This window comes from Anabaena sp. CS-542/02 (assembly GCF_028331085.1).
GTDB lineage: Bacteria > Cyanobacteriota > Cyanobacteriia > Cyanobacteriales > Nostocaceae > Anabaenopsis > Anabaenopsis arnoldii.
Map to the genome: position 1 here is coordinate 57116 of NZ_JAQMTM010000072.1, position 20445 is coordinate 77560.

The following is a 20445-nucleotide window of genomic DNA, read 5'->3' on the forward strand; positions in this document are numbered from 1 at the left end:
TGCATCCCAGAAATAGTTTTGGTAACAGATGTAAGTATAGTTGCTTCAATAGAAATAACAGTATTTTTTGTTACTCTTCCTGAGTATGTATAATAGATCATAGAGCGCGAGTAGCAATCTTGGGGTTTAGCCGCTAGGTGACGATATTATCATCTTTTGATTAAATATCTATCTTTAGATAGATGATTATATTTATACAATACTCATAATTGTCAAAATTAATTCGGTTTATTATGATACATTTCATCGAAAACTTTCAATTCGGATGATTACCTCCGATAGATGAACTGAAAGTATTGACATCTGTTGCTATGCAATGCAGCAGACATCCTCTTAGGGACATCAAGTAAAACTGGAGTACTGTCGTGACTTTTTTAAATTGGGTAAAAGAACAACAAAAAAATCTCCATGATTCTATTGTGCGGTTTAAAAACAAAGAATTCATGGATGCTATTGTTGCTGGATGCGCTTTAGTAGCAGCAGCAGATGGACATATTCATTCTACGGAAAAACAAAAAATGGCGGGTTTTATTGCTAGAAATGAGGAACTGCGTGTATTTGAGATGAATGATGTAATTGAGAGATTCAACTATTTTGTGAGTGGTTTTGAGTTTGACTCACATATTGGTAAAGAACAAGCACTAAAAGCTATTAGTAAGTTCAAGAATGATTCCGAGGCTGCAAAATTATTGATTATAGTATGTTGTAGCATCGGTTCGGCTGATAATAACTTCGATGAATCCGAGAAGCAAGTTGTGCGAGAAATATGTTCAAATTTATCTTTGAATCCCTTAGAGTTTCAATTATAAACTTATTTGCACAACGTATATTGTCTAATCACCAATATACATATATTCCCACTACATATTACCTGAATTATCACGGAGTCTTGAATAATGACAATTAATCTGGCTAAGGGACAACGTATCTCTCTGGAGAAAGTTGCACCGGGTCTGTCTCAAGTTTTTGTTGGTCTTGGATGGGATGTAAAGTCTACTGATACCGGCACAGATTTTGATTTAGATGCCTCAGCTTTTCTGCTCAATTCTCATGATAAGCTCATATCTGAAGCCCATTTTATATTTTATAACAATCCTAAAAGTCCCGATGCTGATAAAGCAGTACAACATCTAGGAGATAACCTGACGGGTATAGGTGAGGGAGATGATGAGACAATCAAAGTTTCTTTGAATCAAGTACCTGATGAGGTTGAAAAAATTGCGATCGCTGTGACTATTCATGAGGCAGAAAAACGCAATCAAAACTTTGGTCAAGTACAAAATGCCTATGTACGTATTGTCAATGAGCAGACACAAGAAGAAGCTGTCCGCTATGAACTTACAGAAGATTATTCCATCGAGACAGCATTGATCATGGCTGAACTTTATCGTCAAGATGGTGAGTGGCGTCTAAATGCAGTCGGATCCGGTTATCAAGGTGGTTTACAGGCGCTCCTTGATCGCTACAACTAGGTAATTCTCCAGAAGGCTAAAACCATTTTACTGGGGGAAAAGTCAGCATTTTCATTTACCCCAGTAAGATGGTTGGTCATACCAATTCTATGAGAAGTTAGGCACTGTACTTTATTCGTTAAAAGTTGAATTTCAGGAGACAAAAAAAATGGCAGTTACGTTAACAAAAGGACAACGGGTTTCACTAGAAAAAGTTGCGCCGGGACTTACCGAGGTATTTGTTGGTTTGGGGTGGGATGTGAAACCAACGGACACCGGCTATAACTTTGACCTAGACGCATCAGCTTTTCTACTCAGCAGTAACGAAAAGTTGATATCTGACAACCACTTTATTTTTTACAATAACCAGACCAGCCCAGATGTAAGCAAGTCAGTAGAACACACAGGGGATAATCTGACAGGTGCTGGTGATGGTGATGATGAAGTGATCAAGATTAGTCTGCAAAAGGTTCCTGCTGATATTCAGAAAATTGTGATTACGGTAACTATTCATGAAGCCGGAAAACGAGGTCAAAACTTTGGTCAGGTTCAAAATGCTTTTGTTCGTATCGTTAATGCTCAGACTAATCAAGAAGTAGTTAGATACGACTTAGTTGAGGATTACTCTGTTGAAACTGCATTAATTATGGCTGAAATCTATCGCAAAGATGGAGAGTGGCGTTTAAATGCAGTCGGATCTGGTTATCAAGGTGGCTTACAAGCATTATTAGATCGTTATAGCTAGGAGATGAGATATGGGAATTAATTTACAAAAAGGACAGAGAATTTCTCTATCTAAGGAAGCTCCCACCCTGACTAAGTTGAGGTGTGGACTAGGCTGGGATGTAGCAAAAACATCCGGGGGTGGGTTTTTTAGTAACTTTGCAGGTGGTGCTCAGTATGATTTGGATGCTTCTGTAATTTGCCTAGATGCCAATGGTAAGTTAACCAGTAAAGAAAATATTGTCTACTTTGGGAATCTTCAGCATTCGTCAAAAGCCATCATTCATACAGGGGATAACTTAACTGGCGCAGGTGATGGGGATGATGAGGTGATTATTGTTGACTTACCTCGGATACCAACCCAGATTGCTAAATTGGTGTTCGTAATCAATATTTATGAATGCCTTCGCCGTAAACAGGACTTTAGCCAAGTTGAAAATGCTTTTGTGCGTTTAGTCAATGCAGATAATAACAAAGAACTGGCTAGATATAACCTCTCAGGTAGAGATTATCAGGGGAGGACAGGAATGATATTGGCGGAAGTATATCGACACGATAATGAATGGAAAATGGCAGCTGTGGGCAATGGGATCACTGTCAACGGTTTAGCAGACATGATCAGGTCTTACTGTTGAATATCTAGAATTATACAATCATGGCTATTACTCTTAAAAAAAGTGGTGATTCCCACAAAATAGACCTAAGTAAGACAGGTGTATCTAACCAGTTAACGGTTCATGTCAACCTAAATTGGAATCAAAAATCTACTCAAAATCCTGGTCTCCTTAGCACGTTGTTTAGTACTAATAGTCCTCCTGACTTGGACTTGGGATGTATGTATGAGACGGTAGATGGTCAGAAAGGAGTCATTCAACCTTTGGGGGGAAATTTTGGTAAAAAAGATTCCCCTCCTTATATTTTTCTAGATAAAGATGACCGCACCGGAGTAGCCGCAGATGGTGAAAATATGTTTATTTACAGACCGGACACCATTAAAAGAGTAATGTTTTTCGCTCTCATTTATCAAGGTGCGCGTGATTTTAGCTCTGTGGGTGGGCGAATGTTCTTCAAAATTAGCAATGGGGAACAGATTTATTTGGAACTCAATAACCCAGATGTGAATAAACCTTTTTGCGCTGCGGCTGTGATTAGTAATATTGGCTCTCAAATAGTAATTTTGAAAGCAGAAAAGTACTTTAGCGGTCATGAAGCAGCAGATAAAAAGTACGGATTTGGCTTTAGTTGGGTAGCTGGTTCTAAGTAAAATGTCTCTTTATGAACGTCTAAATCTGAGGAAGACAAATCCTCAGATGAAAGTTCCGATTTGGGAACGAATTAACCTTGATAGACCTGCAAAGCTTCACTGTCAAGGTTGTCGTTCTCGTGTTCAAACAAGTTGGCTAGTGTGTCCCTATTGTGGATGGTTAATAGCTAAAGACAATCGCGATATTCGCCATTGTATTTTGGTTGATATTTCCAGAGTGATTCTTGACATTGAGGACAATAGCACAATACTAGCAGTTATGACAGATGCTCTTGCTAAGGTCTTTAGTGCTTTTAGGAGTGTCAATGTGTTTTTGACCTCAGAACATCCTGATTCAACAGAGTGGGGGGATAATTTCACCCATATCCATGTATTAGCTGACCAGCAACCAGTTGACTATCTCGGAATTGCTAGTTTTACTCATCAGCAAGTTACTACTATTGCTCTTGTTCGTTTAGACAAAATACTTCATGTTTCCCATGAAGCAAGTCTAAATTTGGCTCAATTATCTAACTTGATTGCTAATACTATTACCCATGAAATTGGTCATACATTGGGATTAGATCACTCTCAATTACCCACAGATGTAATGCATGATGGACTAGAACATAGGATTCACAGCTTGATACCTCCATCATTTCATGCTGAACAAATTATCTTGATGAATAACGCTATTAGGAAGTATAAAAAGCTGTAAACATCAGCTTAATTTATCTTACAAAAGTTCATAAAATGTATTTTCTTTCTACTAGATAAGGTGAAAAAATATGCAATCAGCGGAACAAGTTAGAAAAATAACTCAAGCTGAGGCTAGAAATCACAGTATTGAAGAGGGAACCTATTCTGCTTACAAAATTTATCCCAGTACCATAGTTGAGCAAGGAAAATGTTACAATTCTGGAATTTGTTTAATGCTCGATGCTTGGGATTAAGTCAGTCTGCCTTTACAGGGTTGTCTAGGAATAAAGCATTTGTGGCGATCGCTATCACTATTTTTGTGGGACAGATATTGATTATTCAGTTTGGTGGTAGCATCTTTAGAACAATACCTTTGTCTTTCATGGACTGGGTGCGTGTAGTTGTCGGCACATCCATAGTGCTTGTGATTGGTGAACTTTGGCGTTTAATGAGTTCGCTACATTGTAAGCTGAGGAAGTGAATTTATAATCCCTTAATATGACCACTGGATCTTACATTTTTCTCGCAGGCGCAAGTCGTGGCGTTGGTCGAGAAATTGCTAAATATTTAACGGCGCAAAATCTCCGGGTGAAAGCACTCCTAAGAAGCGAAACTCCTGAACTAGAAGCAATAGGTGTTAAAACTATAATGGGAGATGCTTTAAATGTCAGAGATGTAGAAGCTGCCATACTCGGTGATGAACCTATCCAAACGGTAATTAGTACCATTGGCGGCTTACCTTCCGAGGGTGAAAGGGCTGATTACCTCGGTAATAAAAATCTCATTGATGCCTCAGTAAAAGCAGGGGTACAAAGGTTTATTTTAATTTCATCCATTGGTACTGGTAATAGTGCTGGTGCTTTACCTCCCCAAGCTCTAGCAACATTGGGACCTGTGTTAGTGGAAAAAGACAAGGCCGAACAACATTTAATTGCTAGTGGGCTGACTTACACTATCATTCGCCCCGGTGGCTTAAAATCGGAACCGGCAACAGGCAATGGTATTTTAACCGAAGATCCGCGTATTGTTGGCACTATTCACCGGGCAGATGTCGCCCAGTTAGTTTGTGGCTGTTTAAATTCTCCCCGTTCTCATAATAAAACCTTGTCGGCGGTGGATAAAAATATGTTAGCTGGACAACTAGAGTTTGTAGAATTTGCTTTAGATTAATTGGCGGGTCTCAACTTCGCCAATAGCCTCTGAGCAAGGAATCATCAAGGATCCAAACAAAGACACTTATTACACATAAGGCGCAGGATAGGTCAAGTATTACTGACTATCCTGTGTAAGCCTTTTACTAATCTCTCTATACCTGCTTTAGCTGTATCTTTTTGCAACGCCCCATAAGCTACCCGCAGATAACATCCATCTTTCAGCCCAAAAGTTGTACCGGGAATTACTGCGATTTGATGTTCTTGAATTAACCTTTTTACTAAATCAAAGCTATCCATGTGGGTATGAACTTTGAGGAAGAAATAAAATGCACCATCGGCAGGAGTAATATTACATAAACCTGCTAGAGGGTTGAGGGCATCTATGACTATTTGGCGGACTTGGGCAATTGCCCCAATGTGATTATGTAAATACTCTGGTTTAGCTTGTAATGCTCCTACTGCGGCATACTGAGAAACCACAGGAGGACAAATTAAAATTGTATCCTGAATCTTTTTGACTGCGACTAGTAGGTGTTGGGGAATTACCATATAGCCAATCCGCCAACTTGCAAAACCATAGGTTTTGGATAGGCTATAAAGAGAAATGGTGTAATCTGTTGCACCCTCAAAACCACCAGGGGAAATGTGTTTAACGCCGTTGTAGGTAAAATATTCGTAGGCTTCATCGCTAATATGGTAGATGCGATGATTTGCACATATTTGATTTACTTGTTGTAATGCGGCTGCTGGGTAAATAACTCCTGTGGGATTATTGGGGGAAATTGTGACTACAGCGCGGGTTCTGGGGGTAATTGCTTGGGCGATCGCTTGGGGACGTAATTGGTAGTTTTCATCTGTTGCTACTAATACGGGAGTACACCCGGCCATGGTTATGGCCATTTCATGGTTGAAATAGTAAGGTGTATTCAGGATAATTTCGTCACCGGGGGTAGTAATGGCTAAAATGGCGTTCATAAACCCCATGTTGCTGCCCGCAGTGACTACAATTGAGTTATTTTGGTTAATAATAATGCGGTTGAAAGTTTCTAATTTTTGGGCGATCGCTGCTAATAATACAGGTATCCCCTCTACTGGTTTGTATAAATTATTAGTTGAATTTGCTAAGAATTGGGGTAAAAGCTGAATGGCTTCTGGTGGTGGGTTGTAGGAAACTACACCTTGTCCTAAAGAAATGGTACCGGGGGAATTTTGGATTAATTCCCCAACCACAGGAATGATTGGCGATTGTACCGCCTGCATACGAGAGGCTAGGGTGTGCATAAGAATATTATATGTTGCTAATTTTAGTGGTTTCGACTTCGCTCAACCACCGGGGTTAAGTTCCCTGAGCGAAGTCGAAGGGAACAATATCAGGGGGAGGAAGTGAGGTTAAGAGAACCCCAGGAGATTTTAGAGATTATTGGGGCGATCGTGGTTTCGACTACGCTCAACCAACGAAATCAATATGTTCCCTGAGCGAAGTCGAAGGGAACAATAGAAGTCTATATCATCAGGAGTTTATCATAATGCCTTATTTATATATCCTAGAATGTGCTGATGGTTCTTTCTATACAGGAAGTACAATAAATTTACCCCGTCGTTTATGGGAACATGAAAATGGTTTGGGTGCAAATTATACGAAAAAGCGATTACCTGTAAAGTTAGTTTATGCTGAACATTTTGATAATGTGGTTGATGTTTTTGAACGAGAAAAGCAGGTTCAGGGATGGAGTCGAGCTAAGAAGATGGCTTTAATGAATAGCAGTTGGGATCGTGTTCATGTTTTGGCTGAATGTCAGAATGAATCACATTATAAAAATTTTCGTATGTAATCTTCTGAATAATGCTGATTTCGACTGCGCCGGGTTTCGACTTCGCTCAACCACCGGATTTCGACTGCGCCGGGTTTCGACTTCGCTCAACCACCGGATTTCGACTGCGCCGGGTTTCGACTTCGCTCAATCAGCATATATATTAACCTAGAGGCGATCGCCTAAGAGGATGTTTGGAAAGTATTAAACAGGTAATTTTTATATTAGGAAACACCGGAAGGATTGGGGAACATAATGTGTAAGAGGCGATCGCTTTTCGGTTGGTTGAATCAACAAAATCCAATATCAACCCAGATTATTCCATCTCTAAAAATTGTCTAACTGTCACAATAGCAATTTCTTGAAAAGGATTCAAAATTAACAAATCTTCATCTCCACTCACGATTAATTCTGCATTTTTTAAATAATAAAGCACTAACAATAATATTGGTATCTAATACATATTTAGGGAGATTATTCATTCAGAATTGTTTCCAAAATTTCTGGTGTCAAGCCTTGTGGAAACTGCTCTATCGCTAATTTCATCCATCAATTTACCAAGAAAATAAACTTCCTCATTCAGATCCTCTCGTAAAAATAAACTAACTAGCATTACCAAAGATTGCTTTTTCCGTTCCGTTGCTTTTTGATAGGCTTGAGCAACTTTAGGACTCACTTTGATTGTGATTTCTTCACTAATCTGCATAGTCAAGAGTTGTTGATAGTATTTATACCATTATATCGAATCAGGGCGATCGCAACGAAACACCTGAAACCCTTAACGCTTCCTAATTTACGAATAAACCCTTGTAAATCCATCCCCCTTAGTTGGAGAGTATCAATTGCAGAAGCTTTATTCCATCCATTTATACTGTTTTATCATAGTGTATACTTCTAATTTGGTCAAGTCTCTATATATCGGCAAGATTCTTTTATGCCGAGACAAAAACGTGAAAAATGATAAAATAAACAATGAAAGTTTCTGAAATTATCAAAATATTAGAAGCAGATGGATGGTATTTGTCGAGAACTAAAGGAAGTCATCGTCAATATAAACACCCTAATAAACTGGGAACAGTAACTGTTCCCGGTAAACATTCCAAAGATTTAGGAATTGGCACTCTTAAAAGTATTCTTAAACAAGCACAATTGGAGGAATGATCATGCGTTATGCAATTATTATTGAAAAAGCTTCAGAAAACTATTCTGCTTACGTGCCTGATTTACCTGGATGTGTGAGTGTTGGTGACACAATAGAAGAAGTTAAACAAAATATTCAAGAAGCAATTGCTTTTCACTTAGAAGCATTAATAGAAGATGGATTAAACATTCCTCAACCGCAAACCGAATGTGATTATGTTGATGTAGCTGCATAATGCTTCCCGTGCTTATGCTTTTTGGGGCGATCGTGGTTTCGACTACGCTGGGTTTCGACTACGCTCAACCACCGGGGTTATGTTCCCTGAGCGAAGTCGAAGGGAACAATAGAAGGGGGAGGAAGTGAGGTTAACAGAACCCCAGGCGATTTTCGAGATTGTTGGGGCGATCGTGGTTTCGACTGCGCTGGGTTTCGACTACGCTCAACCAGCGGGGTTATGTTCCCTGAGCGAAGTCGAAGGGAACAATAGAAGTCTATATCATCAGGAGTTTATCATAATGCCTTATCTATATATCCTAGAATGTGCTGATGGTTCTTTCTATACAGGAAGTACAATAAATTTACCCCGTCGTTTATGGGAACATCAAAATGGTTTGGGTGCAAATTATACGAAAAATCGATTACCTGTAAAGTTAGTTTATGCTGAACATTTTGATAATCTGGTTGATGTTTTTGAACGAGAAAAGCAGGTTCTGGGATGGAGTCGAGGTAAGAAGATTGCTTTAATGAATAGCAGTTGGGATCGTGTTCATGTTTTGGCTGAATGTCAGAATGAATCACATTATAAAAATTTTCGTATGGAATCTTCTGAATAATGCTGATTTCGACTGCGCTGGGTTTGGACTGCGCTGGGTTTCGACTACGCTCAACCACCGAGGTTAATTAGTTCTTTGAGTAAGGTGGTTTCGACTACGCTCAACCACCGGGTTTTGGGTTTCGACTACGCTCAACCACCGGGTTTTGGGTTTCGACTACGCTCAACCACCGGGTTTTGGGTTTAGACTGCGCTCAACCACCGAGGTTAACAGTATTAATTCAATTAATGTCCCCAGGGAGTGGGGACATTATCAAACTGTGCGATGTAAATAAATGAATCAAACAGTTTCCATTCGATTAATGTCCCCAGCGAGTGGGGACGTGGGTACTACAAAGTGCTAATCCAGGCAGCTTTTAGTTTCCATTGATCAGCATCTTCACCCCACGACCGGGGGCTAAAGTTACACCCCGACGTTGGGGTATTTCTGGTTTGGTATCAGCTAGTGCGAGTTCATAGCGGGATAAGATGGTGGCTAATACTAGTTTCATTTCAAACACGGCTAAGGCTTCACCTAAACAGCGCCGGACACCGCCACCAAAAGGCATAAATTCATAGGGGGAATATTGACGTTCCAGAAATCTTTCTGGTTTAAACTGCTTGGGTTCGGGGTATAAATCTTGCCGTTGGTGAATGAGATACATACAGCCCATTAATACTGTCCCCGGTGCTAAAGCATATCCTAGGAGTTCTACAGGTTCTTTGACTACTCTGGGAAATGTCAACATAGCTACTGGATGAATCCGTAATGTCTCATTACAAACAGCGGTGAGATAAGGTAACCGGAATATACTCATGGGGTCTGGTGTATCACCCAGGGTATGCAGTTCTTGGAGCAGTTTTTCTTTAATTTCGGGGTGTTTATGAATCCAATATAATCCCCAAGCCATGGCGGTGGCTGTGGTTTCATAACCGGCGAATAACAGGGTCATTAATTCGTCGCGTAACTCTTGGTCTGTCATTGAGTTACCGTTTTCATCTTTTGCTGACATGAGCAAGGAGAGAATATCAATACGATTCTCATCGGTTTGTTGTCGGCGTTCGCGGATTTCTGCGTAAATTAACTGGTCTACTTTTTGTCTATTGCGTAAAAAATTACCCCAAGGACTCCAGGGTCCTAAATCTGTTTGCAGAGAGGGGAAAAATAGAAAACTAGAAGTTAATGGTGAGCGAAATATATCCGCCATTAATGAGAGATTTTTTAGCAGTTGTTGGCTGCGTTCTCCTTCATAGACACCGAAGACGGTCTGTAAGATAACTTGTAAGGAAATATTCTGGGTGGCGGTGCGGGTGGTGAAGGGTTGGTTTGTGGGGAGTTGGCTCCAGACTTTGGTGGTAATTTCCCTGATGATTTCACCATAGTTTCGCATGCGATCGCCATGAAAAGATGGCATGACTAATTTTCGTCGCTGACGATGGCGATCGCCTTCCAGCATAATCACCGAATAGTCACCTAGTAAGGGTTGTAAAATTCTATTTTCTTTCCCAGCAGCAACAAATTTCTTACGGTCATTGGTTAAAATTTCTTGCACGCCCTGGGGATGGTTAACAAATACCAGGTTGTTACCAAACCCCACCACTTGGGCGGAGAAAATATCGGGATATTCTTGAGCTGCTGTTTCCATATACCCTACAGGGTCAGCTACCCATTGTATTTTTTGGATAAAAGAGGGGGTTTTAATCTGATTGGGTGTTTGCATCTGTTGACGGTTGACGGTTGACGGTTGACGGTTGACTGTATTAAGGGGCGATCGCTATGAAGAGGGAACAGAAATTGTGTATGAATCTTAGTTTAGTTGCTCCCTATCATTTGTGGAGGGGAAAGGTTTCACCCAGCGGATTTGTATAGCTGTATCAAGGGCGATCGCGCCCATGGCGAACCAAAGTATACTTTCCCCGGCTTGGACTAAATCAGGTATAATATTTTGTGTAGAGTTGATCTGAGTTAAGCCCCGCACTAAACCGAAAGCCAGTACAGCACCGGATTTTAGTTGGGGATTCTGATCTGTGCGGATAATGTAGCGGTAGGTAACACCAAAGAGGAAACCAGACAAGGCGGCGATTCCGCCACTGAGCCACCAAGGGAAATTTATACTTGTATATAGAGTTGCCAGTGTGGGAAAATACTGTACTAACACCATAGTATTTACCAGACTGGTAATTAGGAAGGCAAGACTTAAGGAAATAGCCGAAATTATTCCAGCTTTGAGAGATTCTAGGCGTTCGGCCATCGTTTGCATATCTGAAGTTTCCTTGGCTTTTGTTTATGCAGCCCTTTGACATTATTATGGGTATTAGAGACGTTTTGTAATTATTGAGAAAGTGTAAGACTATGGCAACTTTAACACTTGGTTGGGTATCGCTTTTGGTTGTGTTTACCTGGTCAATTGCGATGGTAGTGTGGGGACGTAACGGACTATAGGGGAATCGTGGAAAATCCATTCCTAAATATTTTGGCCTTACTGGCCTTGCTGCTGCTTGTAGCGGTGACTGGTGGGGTTGGTTATCTGACCTTAGCAGATTGGCGCGATCGACGTCGCCGAGAAGAGGAAAAACGCGAACTGCGACGCACTTCTCCCAAACGACGATAATTCGTTATTTGTAGGGACGTGATTTGATCATGTTCCTACACCATTTTTTAGCGATCGCCCCATTCCCCTTTCCTATGCGTCTATCTAAGTTTGTGGAAGTATCACATCCCAAAAAAAAGCCTTTTGAATTTGGACTTTCGCGCCGCGGTACTACTACTTTTTAGCTCAACTATGAGACTGGTCATAAATTGTTTGAGGAGGAGTTCTTAAATTCCAAACAATTCCCATCCATGATAATAGGGTGAGAATGTAATGAGTAATATCTATTTCCCACCAATAGAAACCTTGACGTTCTGATGCAGGATAATAATGATGATTATTATGCCAACCTTCACCTAAAGTAATTAAAGCTAAAAACAGATTATTGCGACTATTATCCGAGGTATTAAAACTACGGTAACCAACGATATGGGCGAGAGAATTAATTGTAAAAGTTGAGTGATAAACCAGGACAGTACTTAAACAGAACCCCCAAATAAGCATCTGCAAACCAGATGTTTGTAGGCCAGGAAGATAAATCTGAAACAATATGCCGATGACAGTTACAGCGATTGCTAGCAAGATAGGCACCACCATATGAAACCGGTTTAAATACTGTAACTCTGGATATTTGGCAAAATCTCGGATTTTGCGTTCATCAGTCTGAGAATACTGAGGACAGACTACCCAACCAATATGTGACCACCAGCCACCATGAACAACGGGGGAATGAATATCTTGTTCTGTATCTGCATAGTTGTGGTGATGACGATGATGTGCAGCCCACCATAATGGGCCTAACTGCGCCGAAGCATTACCTAAAACCGCCAGAATAAACTGAAAAAAACGTGTTGTTTGATAAGTACGGTGTGAAAAATAACGGTGGTATCCAGCGGTGATGCCAAACATCCGCACAAACCATAATAATAAACAAGTAATTAAAGCAGTCCAACTAAAACCTACCCAAAAAATCAATAATCCACCAATATGAACTGATATAAAAGGGATATTACCTAAAAAATCTATTTGACGTTCTTGTTTTGATAACATATAGATATACTGACTAATGATACACCCTGATTACTTAATGTTTGTTGTTTTCAACAAACAAATGTTGAAAATCAAAATCTAAATTTTTCTCATATCCATAAAATTGGACCCATCCATCTTGTGCAGTTTTTTATCTAGTGGGTTGACAGCACATTTTCTGGTAAAACTGTAGTGTTGCGGGCAAGCTGATGGCTAGCCCACAGAAGCTATCGACTAAGCGCTGACGGCGAAGTTTTGCCAGCTATTGATTTACCTCACCCAGATGAAATGTGCTGTGTCAGCGGACAAATTCAACAATATTGATTATCGGGCATTTTTGGTCATCGAGACTTAGTTCAATTTCAAAATTTTACATTTTGATTAGCTTCTATCATTAGGCATATTAGATTTATCTGTCGTGAAATCGTCTTGGCAGAAAAGACTTACCCCAGGAACATCATACCTCCCAGGGCAAGCTCACCCTTGAAAATAGTCCTTAAAGCTGCTTTACCTCGGAAACCAACTTAGAAACCATATCCTTGGCGCTACCAAACAGCATGGTAGTTTTTTCTTTGTAGAATAATTCATTATCTACACCGGCAAAACCCGTACTCATGCCACGCTTAATGACAATTGTCTGCTTTGCCCGATCTACCTCCAAAATCGGCATACCATAAATGGGGCTATTGGTATCGCTGCGGGCTGCTGGATTGACCACATCATTAGCACCAATCACTAAAGCCACATCCGCCCCTTCCAATTGGGGATTGATATCATCCATGTCATACAACTGGGTATAAGGCACATTGGCTTCTGCGAGTAACACATTCATATGCCCCGGCATTCTACCAGCGACGGGGTGAATAGCATACTTAACATCAACCCCCATGCGTTCTAATTGATCTGCTAATTCCCTTACAGTATGCTGTGCCTGGGCAACAGCCATACCATAACCAGGGACAATCACCACGTTACGGGCATAACCCAACATCATTGCTCCTTCTTCGGGGTCAATGCTACGAACTGTTTGATTGGTTGTAGCACCTGTAGCACCGCCACCACTAGGAGCGGACGCTTCCCCACCAAAGGCACCAAACAGCACGTTAAATAATGAACGATTCATCGCTTTACACATAATCTGGGTGAGGATTAACCCCGATGCGCCCACCAGTGCGCCAGCGATAATCAACATATTGTTCATGACCACAAACCCTGCGGCTGCGGCTGCTATCCCAGATAGGGAGTTTAATAGGGAAATGACTACAGGCATATCGCCCCCACCAATGGGGAGGACGAACATAACACCCAATACTAGAGAAACTCCTACCACGGCGAAGAATATGGGTAGGCTGTCGGGTGTGATGATTAAATAGACACTGCCTACTAAGTAAGCAGCCAGTAGGAAGAGGTTAAATGGTTGCTGGAAAGGTAATTTAATCGGTGACCCACTGATTAAACCTTGCAATTTGGCGAAGGCGATAAAACTACCCGTTAAGGTGACACCACCGATTAATACATCCAGTAAAATGGAAATGTTTACATCTAGAGGTATGGGTTGGGCATTGCCAATTAACCGCCAGAACTCGGCAACGGCGATGAGTGCGGAAGCAGCACCACCTAAACCATTGAGTAAACCCACCATTTGGGGCATTTCCGTCATTTGGACTTTGTAAGCAGCGATCGCACCAATTCCGGCACCAATAGCCAAGCCCACTAAAATCATCTCATAGTTGAGTACCTGCTGATCTAACAGTGTGGCGACAATGGCCAGCAGCATCCCCACAGCCGAGATCACGTTACCGTTACGTGCTGTAGCTGGGGAACCCAGTTTCTTTAAACCCAGGATAAATAATGATGCAGCGACCAGGTACGTCAGCTGAATCCCAGTTGGTAGAAAATCGCTCACGCCTTAACTTCCTTTTTCTTGAACATTTGCAACATCCGATCTGTGACGAGAAAACCACCGACAACGTTAACTGTCGCTAGTACCACAGCAATTAAACCGAGAATTACTGATATACTGGTATCTTTAGCACCAGCAGCTACAATTGCCCCTAATACAGCAATACCAGAAATGGCATTGGAGCCTGACATTAAGGGGGTGTGTAAAGTCGGTGGGATTTTGTTGATCACCTCAAAGCCAATAAAGGATGCCAAAACAAATACAAATAAAGCAGCGAGTAATGCTTCGGTCATGAACTGAAATCTCCTGTTTTTAACCACAGATGCACACAGATAGGTTTTGAGGGGCGGTTAGTTAAGTGCCGATTTGAGGGATCAAAGCTTTTAGCGCATCCTGCACTCTTTGATTGCGAATTTCCCCGGCGTGGGTAATGCAAGCCGCATCAATGATGTCGTCAGCAAAATCTACTTGTAAAGTTTTATCTTTGATTAATAATTGCAGCAAGGATGTTAAGTTCTTAGAATACAGCTGGCTAGCGTGAACTGGCATTGATGAGGGTAAATTGATGGGGCCAATAATCGTCACGCCATTCCAGAGAATATCTTTACCTGCTTGGGTGCAAGCACAGTTACCCCCTTGTTCGGCTGCTAGATCTACAATTACTGAACCCGGTTTCATTTGTGCTACCATTTCCTCTGTTACTAGTCTTGGTGCTTTTCTCCCGGGTACTTGGGCGGTGGTAATCACGACATCGGCATTTTTCACGTGTTCCGCCACAACTTCCTGGGTACGTTGTTTACTAGCTTCGGAAATTTCTTTGGCATATCCGCCTGCTGCAGTGGTTTCTTCTTCCAGTTTGACTTCGACGAATTTCGCCCCCAGACTTTGCACCTCTTCTTTGACTGCGGGACGAATATCAAAGGCTTCTACTACAGCACCTAAGCGTCTGGCTGTGGCGATCGCTTGCAATCCCGCTACACCAGCCCCCATAATAAATACTTTAGCTGGGGCGATAGTGCCTGCGGCTGTGGTCAGCATCGGGAAATATTTAGGTAATGCAGCAGCCGCAATTAATACGGCTTTATATCCTGCTAGTGAAGCTTGGGAAGACAAAGCATCCATACTTTGCGCCCTGGTCGTACGGGGGATCATCTCCATACTCAAAGCTGTAATGTGCCGATTTGCCAGTTCCTGTACTACCGCGGGATTTCCCAAAGGATTAAGGAAACTGATTAACACAGATCCATGTCGCAGTAACTCTATTTCTGAGCCGCCATTTTCTCGCTCTTTTGGTGGGCTAACTTTGAGTACAATATCTGCTTCACTCCATAATTTAGCTGTATCAGTTATAACTGTTGCTCCTGCTGCTTCGTAGGCAGAATCGCTAAAAAAAGAGCCTTCTCCCGCACCTTTTTCTACCCATACTTCCAAACCTTGTTTCACTAACCGGGTAACGGTGTCAGGATTTAATGCCACACGTCGTTCACAAACTTCAATTTCTTTAGCAACTGCTATTTTCATGAAATCTCCTGGAGATAAATACCTCTTTTTTGGGCGTCACTGTCTGAGATGGCTTTTCCTGGTAGATAAACCCTTAAATACTTTTGCTTTTCTGTGTTCTAGCCTCACTTCGCCCCTGGCAGATTTGACACTTGCCGATAGTCACAAATAGATTCACATATTACAAATCCTAAATTGATTACTAATTTTGCATCTTTCTCTTTAGTTTGTTTTAGGCATTGCAAAATTTTAGTATTCTTTCTTTACATATTTTTTTAGCGTTATTTTTTAATGATTGCTGCTTTGAATCAAGCTCATTTTCCTCAATCTATCCCTTGATTGGCCAATACCCCCAGCACTGCGATCCGCCCAATCGCTGACTAGATAGATCAGTTTTTATCACAAAACCTTTGGAATTAGATGTATTTAGACATATTTAGCAACAAAATCAAGTTTACTTAGTCTAAAATTCAGAAACCAAACCGGATTTCTATATTTTGAGTAAAACTCAAGCTTTCAAGAGTGATGGCACTTTTTGCTTCAATTTAACGTCAATTACCAGGGTGTCAGTAGTAAAGTTGAGTTAAGAGGACTCAAGACTTACTTTATATCACTAACCTGTTTTCTGGTGGAGGAAGCCTAGACTATGCAAAATTTACAATTTCCCGGTTCTGATCGTCAACTGCTTGTGAGGCTTGTTTCGGCTCTAGCCGTCACTAGCTCTTTGTTGACTGGGTTTCCAGTCATAACTGGAGCTCAAGGCTTACCGGGACTGACCCTATTTGGCGGCGTTAAAAGTGAAAATCAGCTTCCCTTTAGATTAGACTTTGGCGGACAAGCTAATAGCTGGGAGCGATTCAGACTGCGAATACCAGCCAAAAAAATGAACTTAGCCGCAGCTCAGTTTGTGGTTAGCTACCCAGATTATTACGAAGGAAGTTTCGACCCGAACAAAGTGGAGGTCAAAGTCAAAGGTCAAAAAGTTCCTCTAGATGAAGTCAAATGGAACAAAGAAGCTCGCCGTATAGAAATTTTCCCCCAAAAGCCGGTAGCAGCCGGAGGAGAAGTTGAGTTAGTCCTGTCAGATGTCAAAACACCGAGTTTTGGCGGGATGTATTATTTTAACTGTCAAATTCTCTCTCCTGGAGATTTACCCTTAGAGCGTTATGTGGGAACCTGGGTTTTGAGTATCTCTTAAGCAAGGATTTTTACTAAGGGCGGGTATGGCTACGCTACGGAAGATATCACAGATTTGCTTAATTATCAACGATGGTCTTCATTAACCCGCCTGATTAATTGTTGAGGACATTTAAAAAAAATATCATTTTTAGTTCTGGAAGTGATATAGTAAGCGATTGTAACTTTTTATAAAAATCGCCTAAGAGGAGAACGGGATGAAGAGGACCCTGGGCGGCACTTGCCGTAAAAGAAAAAGAACTTCTGGTTTTCGGGCTAGGATGCAGACACCAACAGGAAGAAATGTGATCCGGTCCAGAAGAAAAAGGGGACGTCATCGTCTGAGCGTTTAGGAAATTTCAAGAAGACCAGATGTGGCTTTGCCCAAAGCAAATCGATTAAAATCTCGAAAAGATTTCCAAGCAGTTTTCCGGGAAGGAATTCGTCGTCACAGTTCTCATTTCACATTGAGAGCTTTAAAACCTTCAGGTTTGAAAAAGCCTTCCTTGGATACTGTAATCAGTGAGCAGCCACTATCGAGCACAAAATTTGGCGTTTCCATTAGCACAAAAGTCAGCAAAAAAGCAGTAATTCGTAATCGGATCAAACGCCAGATTACAGCTGCACTGCATGAGCTATTGCCAAAATTGTTTCCAGGTTGGCGGCTAGTCATTGTTGTCAAACCAGCAGCAGCAGAATCTCAGTGCGTAAGCCAGCAATTTCTGCAAGAATTAAAAGAGTTGTTGGTAAAAGCTGAGGTGTTTGATGGGCATTCGTGAAGAAGTTTATTATGAGGGAGGCCCCCACATCGGGGACTTAATCCTCAATGTGTTGATTGGACTAACTGTTGTCGGGCTACCATTGACTGTGGGAGCCATTGTCAGAGCATTATGGCTACGTTTCCGCATCACTGACCGCCGGATTTCCGTAACGGGAGGTTGGAGAGGAGGCGATCGCACGGATATCATTTATTCAGAGATTGTGAAAATTGTCAAAATTCCCCGTGGAATTGGCTTTTGGGGAGATATGGTATTAACCCTCAGAAATGGTAGTCGCCTAGAAATGCGGGCTGTTCCTAATTTCCGCCAGACTTATGACTACATCAATGAAAGAGTTAAAGCTAAAAATCCCCTATATAGCGCTGCCGCTAACAAGCAATAGGGAGTAATAGAGACGCGATTCGTCGCGTTTCTACAAAATAGTAGGGACTAGCGAAGGTAACATTTACTTTAATCTAGTAAGCTATAAATATAAAAAATAGAGCGGGATGGCATTCCGTTCTTGGAGCCGAGAGCCTCCTGTGCAACAGCGGGATTCTCTGGGCAGCCTGCACAAAAGTGTAGGAGTATGTCACATTCAGATTAGTTTACAGTAACTCAGGTTGAATTCAGAATAATGGATTTTGGTATCGGGTTTCTCTCAAACAACGTGATGCTGCCAATCATAGATTTTTTCTATGGGATTGTGCCTAGCTATGGATTGGCGATCGTTGCCTTGACATTGATAATCCGCTTCGCGCTCTATCCCCTGAGTGCTGGTTCAATTCGTAATATGCGGAAAATGCGAATTGTGCAACCTCTGATGCAGAAGCGGATGGCAGAAATTAAAGAGCGCTATAAGGACGATCAGCAAAAGCAGCAAGAGGAAATGGTCAATGTCCAAAAAGAATTTGGTAACCCATTAGCAGGATGTCTGCCCCTATTACTGCAAATGCCAGTATTATTAGCGCTGTTTGCCACATTGCGGGGTTCACCTTTTGCTGGTGCCAACTACAGCGTTAACCTGCAAATTTTTCCGGCTGAACAAATTGAGCGAATTCAACCCCAGGCCTTTGCTACTGCTCCCCAAAACATCTACATTGCTGATGGAGAACACCTTCGGATCACAGCCATTCTACCCGGGGGTAACAAATTAGCCGTAGGAGAAAAAACTAAGATCCAATATCAAACTCTTGAGGGCAAACCATTTCAGACGCTTTTAGCAGAACATCCAGAAAATAACCTGGTTCCTCAATGGAAAGTCATGAAAGGGGAAGAGAGGGTCAAAATAGATGCCCAGGGCAATATAGAAGCCTTGGAACCAGGAGACGTGACCATTCAAGGCTCAATTCCCGGACTAGCAGCAGAAAAAGGATTTTTGTTTATAGAAGCTTTGGGTAGAGTTGGTGCTATAGATCCTGATGGTAAAGTCCACTGGGATATTGTCTCGATGATCATATTTTTTGGCATCAGCCTTTATGTCAGCCAAATGATTTCCGGGCAGAATTCTAGTGGTGGTAACCCGCAACAAGATACAGTTAACAAAATCACACCAGTTATATTTTCTGGAATGTTTTTGTTCTTCCCCCTACCAGCTGGGGTATTAATGTATATGGTGATTGGTAATATTTTCCAAACTGCCCAAACTTATATTCTCTCCCGTGAACCTCTACCAGAGGGACTACAGGAAATTGTAGCCACCCAAGAGAAAGAAGCCGCAGCAGAACAGAGAAGTTTACCATTTGAGCCCAAAAGTTCTAAGAAAAAGACTACAGGTTGATGATGCTTGACAGTGGGATGCACAGAGGGCAGCAGTGGTTAAAAACCCTGCTGGGACTAACAGGAACACCTGCGGAGATTCAAGGGAATTTAGAAACTGACCGCTCTCAATTTGACAATTCCCCAGAAATAGATAGCTACTGGTTGACTATTGATGAAACTAACCTGACCCAGAAACAAATCCAAGTTTTAATTGGCGCTAATGGTTCAGTGCTAGATGCGATTCAGTATTTAGCCAACTCGGTGCTAAACCTCAACCAGCCCCCAGGGTCACAAGCCTCTTATACCATTGAGTTGAATGGGTACCGCAGCAAAAGACAAGGGGAAATTCGCGCTTTGGCACAAGCAGCAGCAGAGGAAGTACGCGCTTCCGGTATGGAAGTAGAAATAAAGTCTCTCAGTGCAGCTGAAAGGCGGCAAATCCATTCTTTCTTCCAAGAATTTGCAGATTTGCAAACTTTTAGCCGTGGACGAGAGCCGCACCGTCATTTGGTGGTCTGTCCAGCGCCGACAGTTGAATAATCAGGTAAAAACGGATTATATCATAAAAACCTTGTAAATACAAAATTTCTCTTCTGTTCAAAAGCTAAAACAGAGTTATGAGAAATTTGGGTTAAAAACCCCGTCCTTCTGGGACGGCTTTATGGTTTTTGTGACAGCAAAATATAACTGTTCG

30 protein-coding genes are annotated in these 20445 nt (G+C 41.6%); 22 read left to right on the forward strand and 8 right to left on the reverse strand.

Annotated features, from left to right (window positions below; translation table 11 throughout):
• Positions 1–365 precede the first annotated feature (365 nt).
• The 9 genes from PN447_RS07490 to PN447_RS07530 all read left to right on the forward strand — a co-directional run bounded on the left by PN447_RS07490 (position 366) and on the right by PN447_RS07530 (position 5286).
• Positions 366–809 carry a tellurite resistance TerB family protein gene (locus tag PN447_RS07490; RefSeq protein WP_271762075.1) on the forward strand — a complete coding sequence of 148 codons (444 nt, stop codon included), beginning with the start codon at positions 366–368 and terminating at the stop codon, positions 807–809.
• Between the two features lie 87 nt (positions 810–896).
• A complete protein-coding gene (locus PN447_RS07495; RefSeq protein ID WP_271762076.1) occupies positions 897–1472 on the forward strand; it encodes a TerD family protein in 576 nt (191 codons plus the stop codon).
• A 148-nt stretch (positions 1473–1620) separates the two neighbouring features.
• Entirely contained in the window at positions 1621–2196 is a 576-nt protein-coding gene (locus PN447_RS07500) for a TerD family protein (protein ID WP_271762077.1), read from the forward strand.
• 10 nt (positions 2197–2206) lie between these two features.
• Complete coding sequence (locus PN447_RS07505; RefSeq protein WP_271762078.1) at positions 2207–2809, forward strand: TerD family protein; 603 nt, start codon at positions 2207–2209, stop codon at positions 2807–2809.
• A 20-nt stretch (positions 2810–2829) separates the two neighbouring features.
• Positions 2830–3438: a tellurium resistance protein TerA gene (locus tag PN447_RS07510; protein ID WP_271762079.1), complete on the forward strand. Its 609-nt coding sequence runs from the start codon at positions 2830–2832 to the stop codon at positions 3436–3438.
• Between the two features lie 46 nt (positions 3439–3484).
• Positions 3485–4135 (forward strand): matrixin family metalloprotease, encoded by a 651-nt coding sequence (locus PN447_RS07515; protein WP_271762080.1) that lies wholly within the window; start codon positions 3485–3487, stop codon positions 4133–4135.
• 70 nt (positions 4136–4205) lie between these two features.
• The gene (locus PN447_RS07520) at positions 4206–4370 is read left to right on the forward strand and encodes a hypothetical protein (RefSeq protein WP_271762081.1); all 165 of its coding nucleotides are present in this window, start codon (positions 4206–4208) and stop codon (positions 4368–4370) included.
• Positions 4325–4597 carry a cation transporting ATPase C-terminal domain-containing protein gene (locus PN447_RS07525; protein ID WP_271762082.1) on the forward strand — a complete coding sequence of 91 codons (273 nt, stop codon included), beginning with the start codon at positions 4325–4327 and terminating at the stop codon, positions 4595–4597. Before PN447_RS07520 ends, PN447_RS07525 begins: the two co-directional genes overlap by 46 nt.
• A 17-nt stretch (positions 4598–4614) precedes the next feature.
• A complete protein-coding gene (locus tag PN447_RS07530; protein ID WP_271762083.1) occupies positions 4615–5286 on the forward strand; it encodes an SDR family oxidoreductase in 672 nt (223 codons plus the stop codon).
• A 92-nt stretch (positions 5287–5378) separates the two neighbouring features.
• On the opposite strand, the gene PN447_RS07535 is transcribed toward PN447_RS07530, so the two are convergent.
• Positions 5379–6551: a pyridoxal phosphate-dependent aminotransferase gene (locus PN447_RS07535; RefSeq protein WP_271762084.1), complete on the reverse strand. Its 1173-nt coding sequence runs from the start codon at positions 6549–6551 to the stop codon at positions 5379–5381.
• A gap of 245 nt (positions 6552–6796) precedes the next feature.
• Between PN447_RS07535 and PN447_RS07540 the strand changes: the two genes are divergently transcribed.
• Complete coding sequence (locus PN447_RS07540) at positions 6797–7102, forward strand: GIY-YIG nuclease family protein (protein WP_271762086.1); 306 nt, start codon at positions 6797–6799, stop codon at positions 7100–7102.
• 457 nt (positions 7103–7559) lie between these two features.
• Here PN447_RS07540 and PN447_RS07545 read toward each other — a convergent pair whose 3' ends face one another.
• On the reverse strand, positions 7560–7787 hold the full coding sequence (locus tag PN447_RS07545) for a hypothetical protein (protein ID WP_271762087.1): 228 nt from the start codon (positions 7785–7787) through the stop codon (positions 7560–7562).
• A 266-nt stretch (positions 7788–8053) separates the two neighbouring features.
• On the opposite strand from PN447_RS07545, the gene PN447_RS07550 reads away from it, so the two are divergent.
• The 3 genes from PN447_RS07550 (at position 8054) to PN447_RS07560 (ending at position 9055) form a co-directional block, all read left to right on the forward strand.
• Positions 8054–8242 carry a type II toxin-antitoxin system HicA family toxin gene (locus tag PN447_RS07550; RefSeq protein ID WP_271762089.1) on the forward strand — a complete coding sequence of 63 codons (189 nt, stop codon included), beginning with the start codon at positions 8054–8056 and terminating at the stop codon, positions 8240–8242.
• A gap of 2 nt (positions 8243–8244) precedes the next feature.
• Positions 8245–8457, forward strand: coding sequence for a type II toxin-antitoxin system HicB family antitoxin (locus PN447_RS07555; protein ID WP_271762091.1), 213 nt, complete (start codon positions 8245–8247; stop codon positions 8455–8457).
• 124 nt (positions 8458–8581) lie between these two features.
• A complete protein-coding gene (locus tag PN447_RS07560) occupies positions 8582–9055 on the forward strand; it encodes a GIY-YIG nuclease family protein (RefSeq protein WP_271762092.1) in 474 nt (157 codons plus the stop codon).
• 355 nt (positions 9056–9410) lie between these two features.
• Here the strand turns inward: PN447_RS07560 and PN447_RS07565 are convergent, their stop codons facing one another.
• Together PN447_RS07565 and PN447_RS07570 are read right to left on the reverse strand one after the other, a co-directional pair.
• Positions 9411–10754, reverse strand: coding sequence for a cytochrome P450 (locus PN447_RS07565; RefSeq protein ID WP_271762093.1), 1344 nt, complete (start codon positions 10752–10754; stop codon positions 9411–9413).
• An 87-nt stretch (positions 10755–10841) separates the two neighbouring features.
• Positions 10842–11285 (reverse strand): hypothetical protein, encoded by a 444-nt coding sequence (locus tag PN447_RS07570; RefSeq protein ID WP_271762148.1) that lies wholly within the window; start codon positions 11283–11285, stop codon positions 10842–10844.
• Positions 11286–11386: 101 nt separating this feature from the next.
• Between PN447_RS07570 and petN the strand changes: the two genes are divergently transcribed.
• Genes petN through PN447_RS07585 form a run of 3 tightly spaced genes read left to right on the forward strand, consistent with a single transcriptional unit; the run spans position 11387 to position 11809 of the window.
• On the forward strand, positions 11387–11476 hold the full coding sequence (petN, locus tag PN447_RS07575; protein ID WP_006195543.1) for a cytochrome b6-f complex subunit PetN: 90 nt from the start codon (positions 11387–11389) through the stop codon (positions 11474–11476).
• A 7-nt stretch (positions 11477–11483) separates the two neighbouring features.
• A complete protein-coding gene (locus PN447_RS07580; RefSeq protein ID WP_271733447.1) occupies positions 11484–11645 on the forward strand; it encodes a hypothetical protein in 162 nt (53 codons plus the stop codon).
• A 29-nt stretch (positions 11646–11674) separates the two neighbouring features.
• A complete protein-coding gene (locus tag PN447_RS07585; protein WP_271762095.1) occupies positions 11675–11809 on the forward strand; it encodes a hypothetical protein in 135 nt (44 codons plus the stop codon).
• Position 11810: 1 nt separating this feature from the next.
• Here the strand turns inward: PN447_RS07585 and PN447_RS07590 are convergent, their stop codons facing one another.
• From PN447_RS07590 to PN447_RS07605, 4 genes are all read right to left on the reverse strand, one after another.
• Positions 11811–12674, reverse strand: coding sequence for an acyl-CoA desaturase (locus tag PN447_RS07590; RefSeq protein WP_271762097.1), 864 nt, complete (start codon positions 12672–12674; stop codon positions 11811–11813).
• Positions 12675–13149: 475 nt separating this feature from the next.
• Positions 13150–14559 carry an NAD(P)(+) transhydrogenase (Re/Si-specific) subunit beta gene (locus PN447_RS07595; protein WP_271762098.1) on the reverse strand — a complete coding sequence of 470 codons (1410 nt, stop codon included), beginning with the start codon at positions 14557–14559 and terminating at the stop codon, positions 13150–13152.
• On the reverse strand, positions 14556–14849 hold the full coding sequence (locus PN447_RS07600) for an NAD(P) transhydrogenase subunit alpha (RefSeq protein ID WP_271733442.1): 294 nt from the start codon (positions 14847–14849) through the stop codon (positions 14556–14558). The genes PN447_RS07595 and PN447_RS07600 overlap by 4 nt, the downstream gene beginning before the upstream one ends.
• Before the next feature lie 61 nt (positions 14850–14910).
• Positions 14911–16077: a Re/Si-specific NAD(P)(+) transhydrogenase subunit alpha gene (locus tag PN447_RS07605; protein ID WP_271762099.1), complete on the reverse strand. Its 1167-nt coding sequence runs from the start codon at positions 16075–16077 to the stop codon at positions 14911–14913.
• Between the two features lie 625 nt (positions 16078–16702).
• Between PN447_RS07605 and PN447_RS07610 the strand changes: the two genes are divergently transcribed.
• The 6 genes from PN447_RS07610 to PN447_RS07635 all read left to right on the forward strand — a co-directional run bounded on the left by PN447_RS07610 (position 16703) and on the right by PN447_RS07635 (position 20291).
• Entirely contained in the window at positions 16703–17254 is a 552-nt protein-coding gene (locus PN447_RS07610) for a DUF2808 domain-containing protein (RefSeq protein WP_271762101.1), read from the forward strand.
• A 196-nt stretch (positions 17255–17450) separates the two neighbouring features.
• A complete protein-coding gene (gene rpmH / locus PN447_RS07615) occupies positions 17451–17585 on the forward strand; it encodes a 50S ribosomal protein L34 (RefSeq protein WP_271733439.1) in 135 nt (44 codons plus the stop codon).
• Between the two features lie 21 nt (positions 17586–17606).
• The gene (gene rnpA, locus PN447_RS07620) at positions 17607–18011 is read left to right on the forward strand and encodes a ribonuclease P protein component (protein ID WP_271733438.1); all 405 of its coding nucleotides are present in this window, start codon (positions 17607–17609) and stop codon (positions 18009–18011) included.
• The gene (locus PN447_RS07625; protein ID WP_271762103.1) at positions 17998–18393 is read left to right on the forward strand and encodes a PH domain-containing protein; all 396 of its coding nucleotides are present in this window, start codon (positions 17998–18000) and stop codon (positions 18391–18393) included. The genes rnpA and PN447_RS07625 overlap by 14 nt, the downstream gene beginning before the upstream one ends.
• Positions 18394–18627: 234 nt before the next feature.
• On the forward strand, positions 18628–19770 hold the full coding sequence (yidC, locus tag PN447_RS07630; RefSeq protein ID WP_271762105.1) for a membrane protein insertase YidC: 1143 nt from the start codon (positions 18628–18630) through the stop codon (positions 19768–19770).
• Complete coding sequence (locus PN447_RS07635; protein ID WP_442867085.1) at positions 19770–20291, forward strand: Jag family protein; 522 nt, start codon at positions 19770–19772, stop codon at positions 20289–20291. Before yidC ends, PN447_RS07635 begins: the two co-directional genes overlap by 1 nt.
• The last annotated feature ends 154 nt before the right edge of the window (positions 20292–20445 follow it).

Coding starts and splice junctions, on each gene's coding strand:
- PN447_RS07590 (WP_271762097.1), bottom strand. CDS start 12,674: ATGTTATCAAAACAAGAACGTCAAATAGATTTTTTAGGTAATATCCCT.
- PN447_RS07635 (WP_442867085.1), top strand. CDS start 19,770: ATGATGCTTGACAGTGGGATGCACAGAGGGCAGCAGTGGTTAAAAACC.
- PN447_RS07500 (WP_271762077.1), top strand. CDS start 1,621: ATGGCAGTTACGTTAACAAAAGGACAACGGGTTTCACTAGAAAAAGTT.
- rpmH (WP_271733439.1), top strand. CDS start 17,451: ATGAAGAGGACCCTGGGCGGCACTTGCCGTAAAAGAAAAAGAACTTCT.
- yidC (WP_271762105.1), top strand. CDS start 18,628: ATGGATTTTGGTATCGGGTTTCTCTCAAACAACGTGATGCTGCCAATC.
- PN447_RS07555 (WP_271762091.1), top strand. CDS start 8,245: ATGCGTTATGCAATTATTATTGAAAAAGCTTCAGAAAACTATTCTGCT.
- PN447_RS07545 (WP_271762087.1), bottom strand. CDS start 7,787: ATGCAGATTAGTGAAGAAATCACAATCAAAGTGAGTCCTAAAGTTGCT.
- PN447_RS07535 (WP_271762084.1), bottom strand. CDS start 6,551: ATGCACACCCTAGCCTCTCGTATGCAGGCGGTACAATCGCCAATCATT.
- PN447_RS07600 (WP_271733442.1), bottom strand. CDS start 14,849: ATGACCGAAGCATTACTCGCTGCTTTATTTGTATTTGTTTTGGCATCC.
- PN447_RS07495 (WP_271762076.1), top strand. CDS start 897: ATGACAATTAATCTGGCTAAGGGACAACGTATCTCTCTGGAGAAAGTT.
- petN (WP_006195543.1), top strand. CDS start 11,387: ATGGCAACTTTAACACTTGGTTGGGTATCGCTTTTGGTTGTGTTTACC.
- PN447_RS07525 (WP_271762082.1), top strand. CDS start 4,325: ATGTTACAATTCTGGAATTTGTTTAATGCTCGATGCTTGGGATTAAGT.
- PN447_RS07565 (WP_271762093.1), bottom strand. CDS start 10,754: ATGCAAACACCCAATCAGATTAAAACCCCCTCTTTTATCCAAAAAATA.
- PN447_RS07505 (WP_271762078.1), top strand. CDS start 2,207: ATGGGAATTAATTTACAAAAAGGACAGAGAATTTCTCTATCTAAGGAA.
- PN447_RS07605 (WP_271762099.1), bottom strand. CDS start 16,077: ATGAAAATAGCAGTTGCTAAAGAAATTGAAGTTTGTGAACGACGTGTG.
- PN447_RS07625 (WP_271762103.1), top strand. CDS start 17,998: ATGGGCATTCGTGAAGAAGTTTATTATGAGGGAGGCCCCCACATCGGG.
- PN447_RS07520 (WP_271762081.1), top strand. CDS start 4,206: ATGCAATCAGCGGAACAAGTTAGAAAAATAACTCAAGCTGAGGCTAGA.
- PN447_RS07540 (WP_271762086.1), top strand. CDS start 6,797: ATGCCTTATTTATATATCCTAGAATGTGCTGATGGTTCTTTCTATACA.
- PN447_RS07550 (WP_271762089.1), top strand. CDS start 8,054: ATGAAAGTTTCTGAAATTATCAAAATATTAGAAGCAGATGGATGGTAT.
- PN447_RS07510 (WP_271762079.1), top strand. CDS start 2,830: ATGGCTATTACTCTTAAAAAAAGTGGTGATTCCCACAAAATAGACCTA.
- PN447_RS07610 (WP_271762101.1), top strand. CDS start 16,703: ATGCAAAATTTACAATTTCCCGGTTCTGATCGTCAACTGCTTGTGAGG.
- PN447_RS07585 (WP_271762095.1), top strand. CDS start 11,675: ATGTTCCTACACCATTTTTTAGCGATCGCCCCATTCCCCTTTCCTATG.
- PN447_RS07515 (WP_271762080.1), top strand. CDS start 3,485: ATGAAAGTTCCGATTTGGGAACGAATTAACCTTGATAGACCTGCAAAG.
- PN447_RS07530 (WP_271762083.1), top strand. CDS start 4,615: ATGACCACTGGATCTTACATTTTTCTCGCAGGCGCAAGTCGTGGCGTT.
- PN447_RS07570 (WP_271762148.1), bottom strand. CDS start 11,285: ATGGCCGAACGCCTAGAATCTCTCAAAGCTGGAATAATTTCGGCTATT.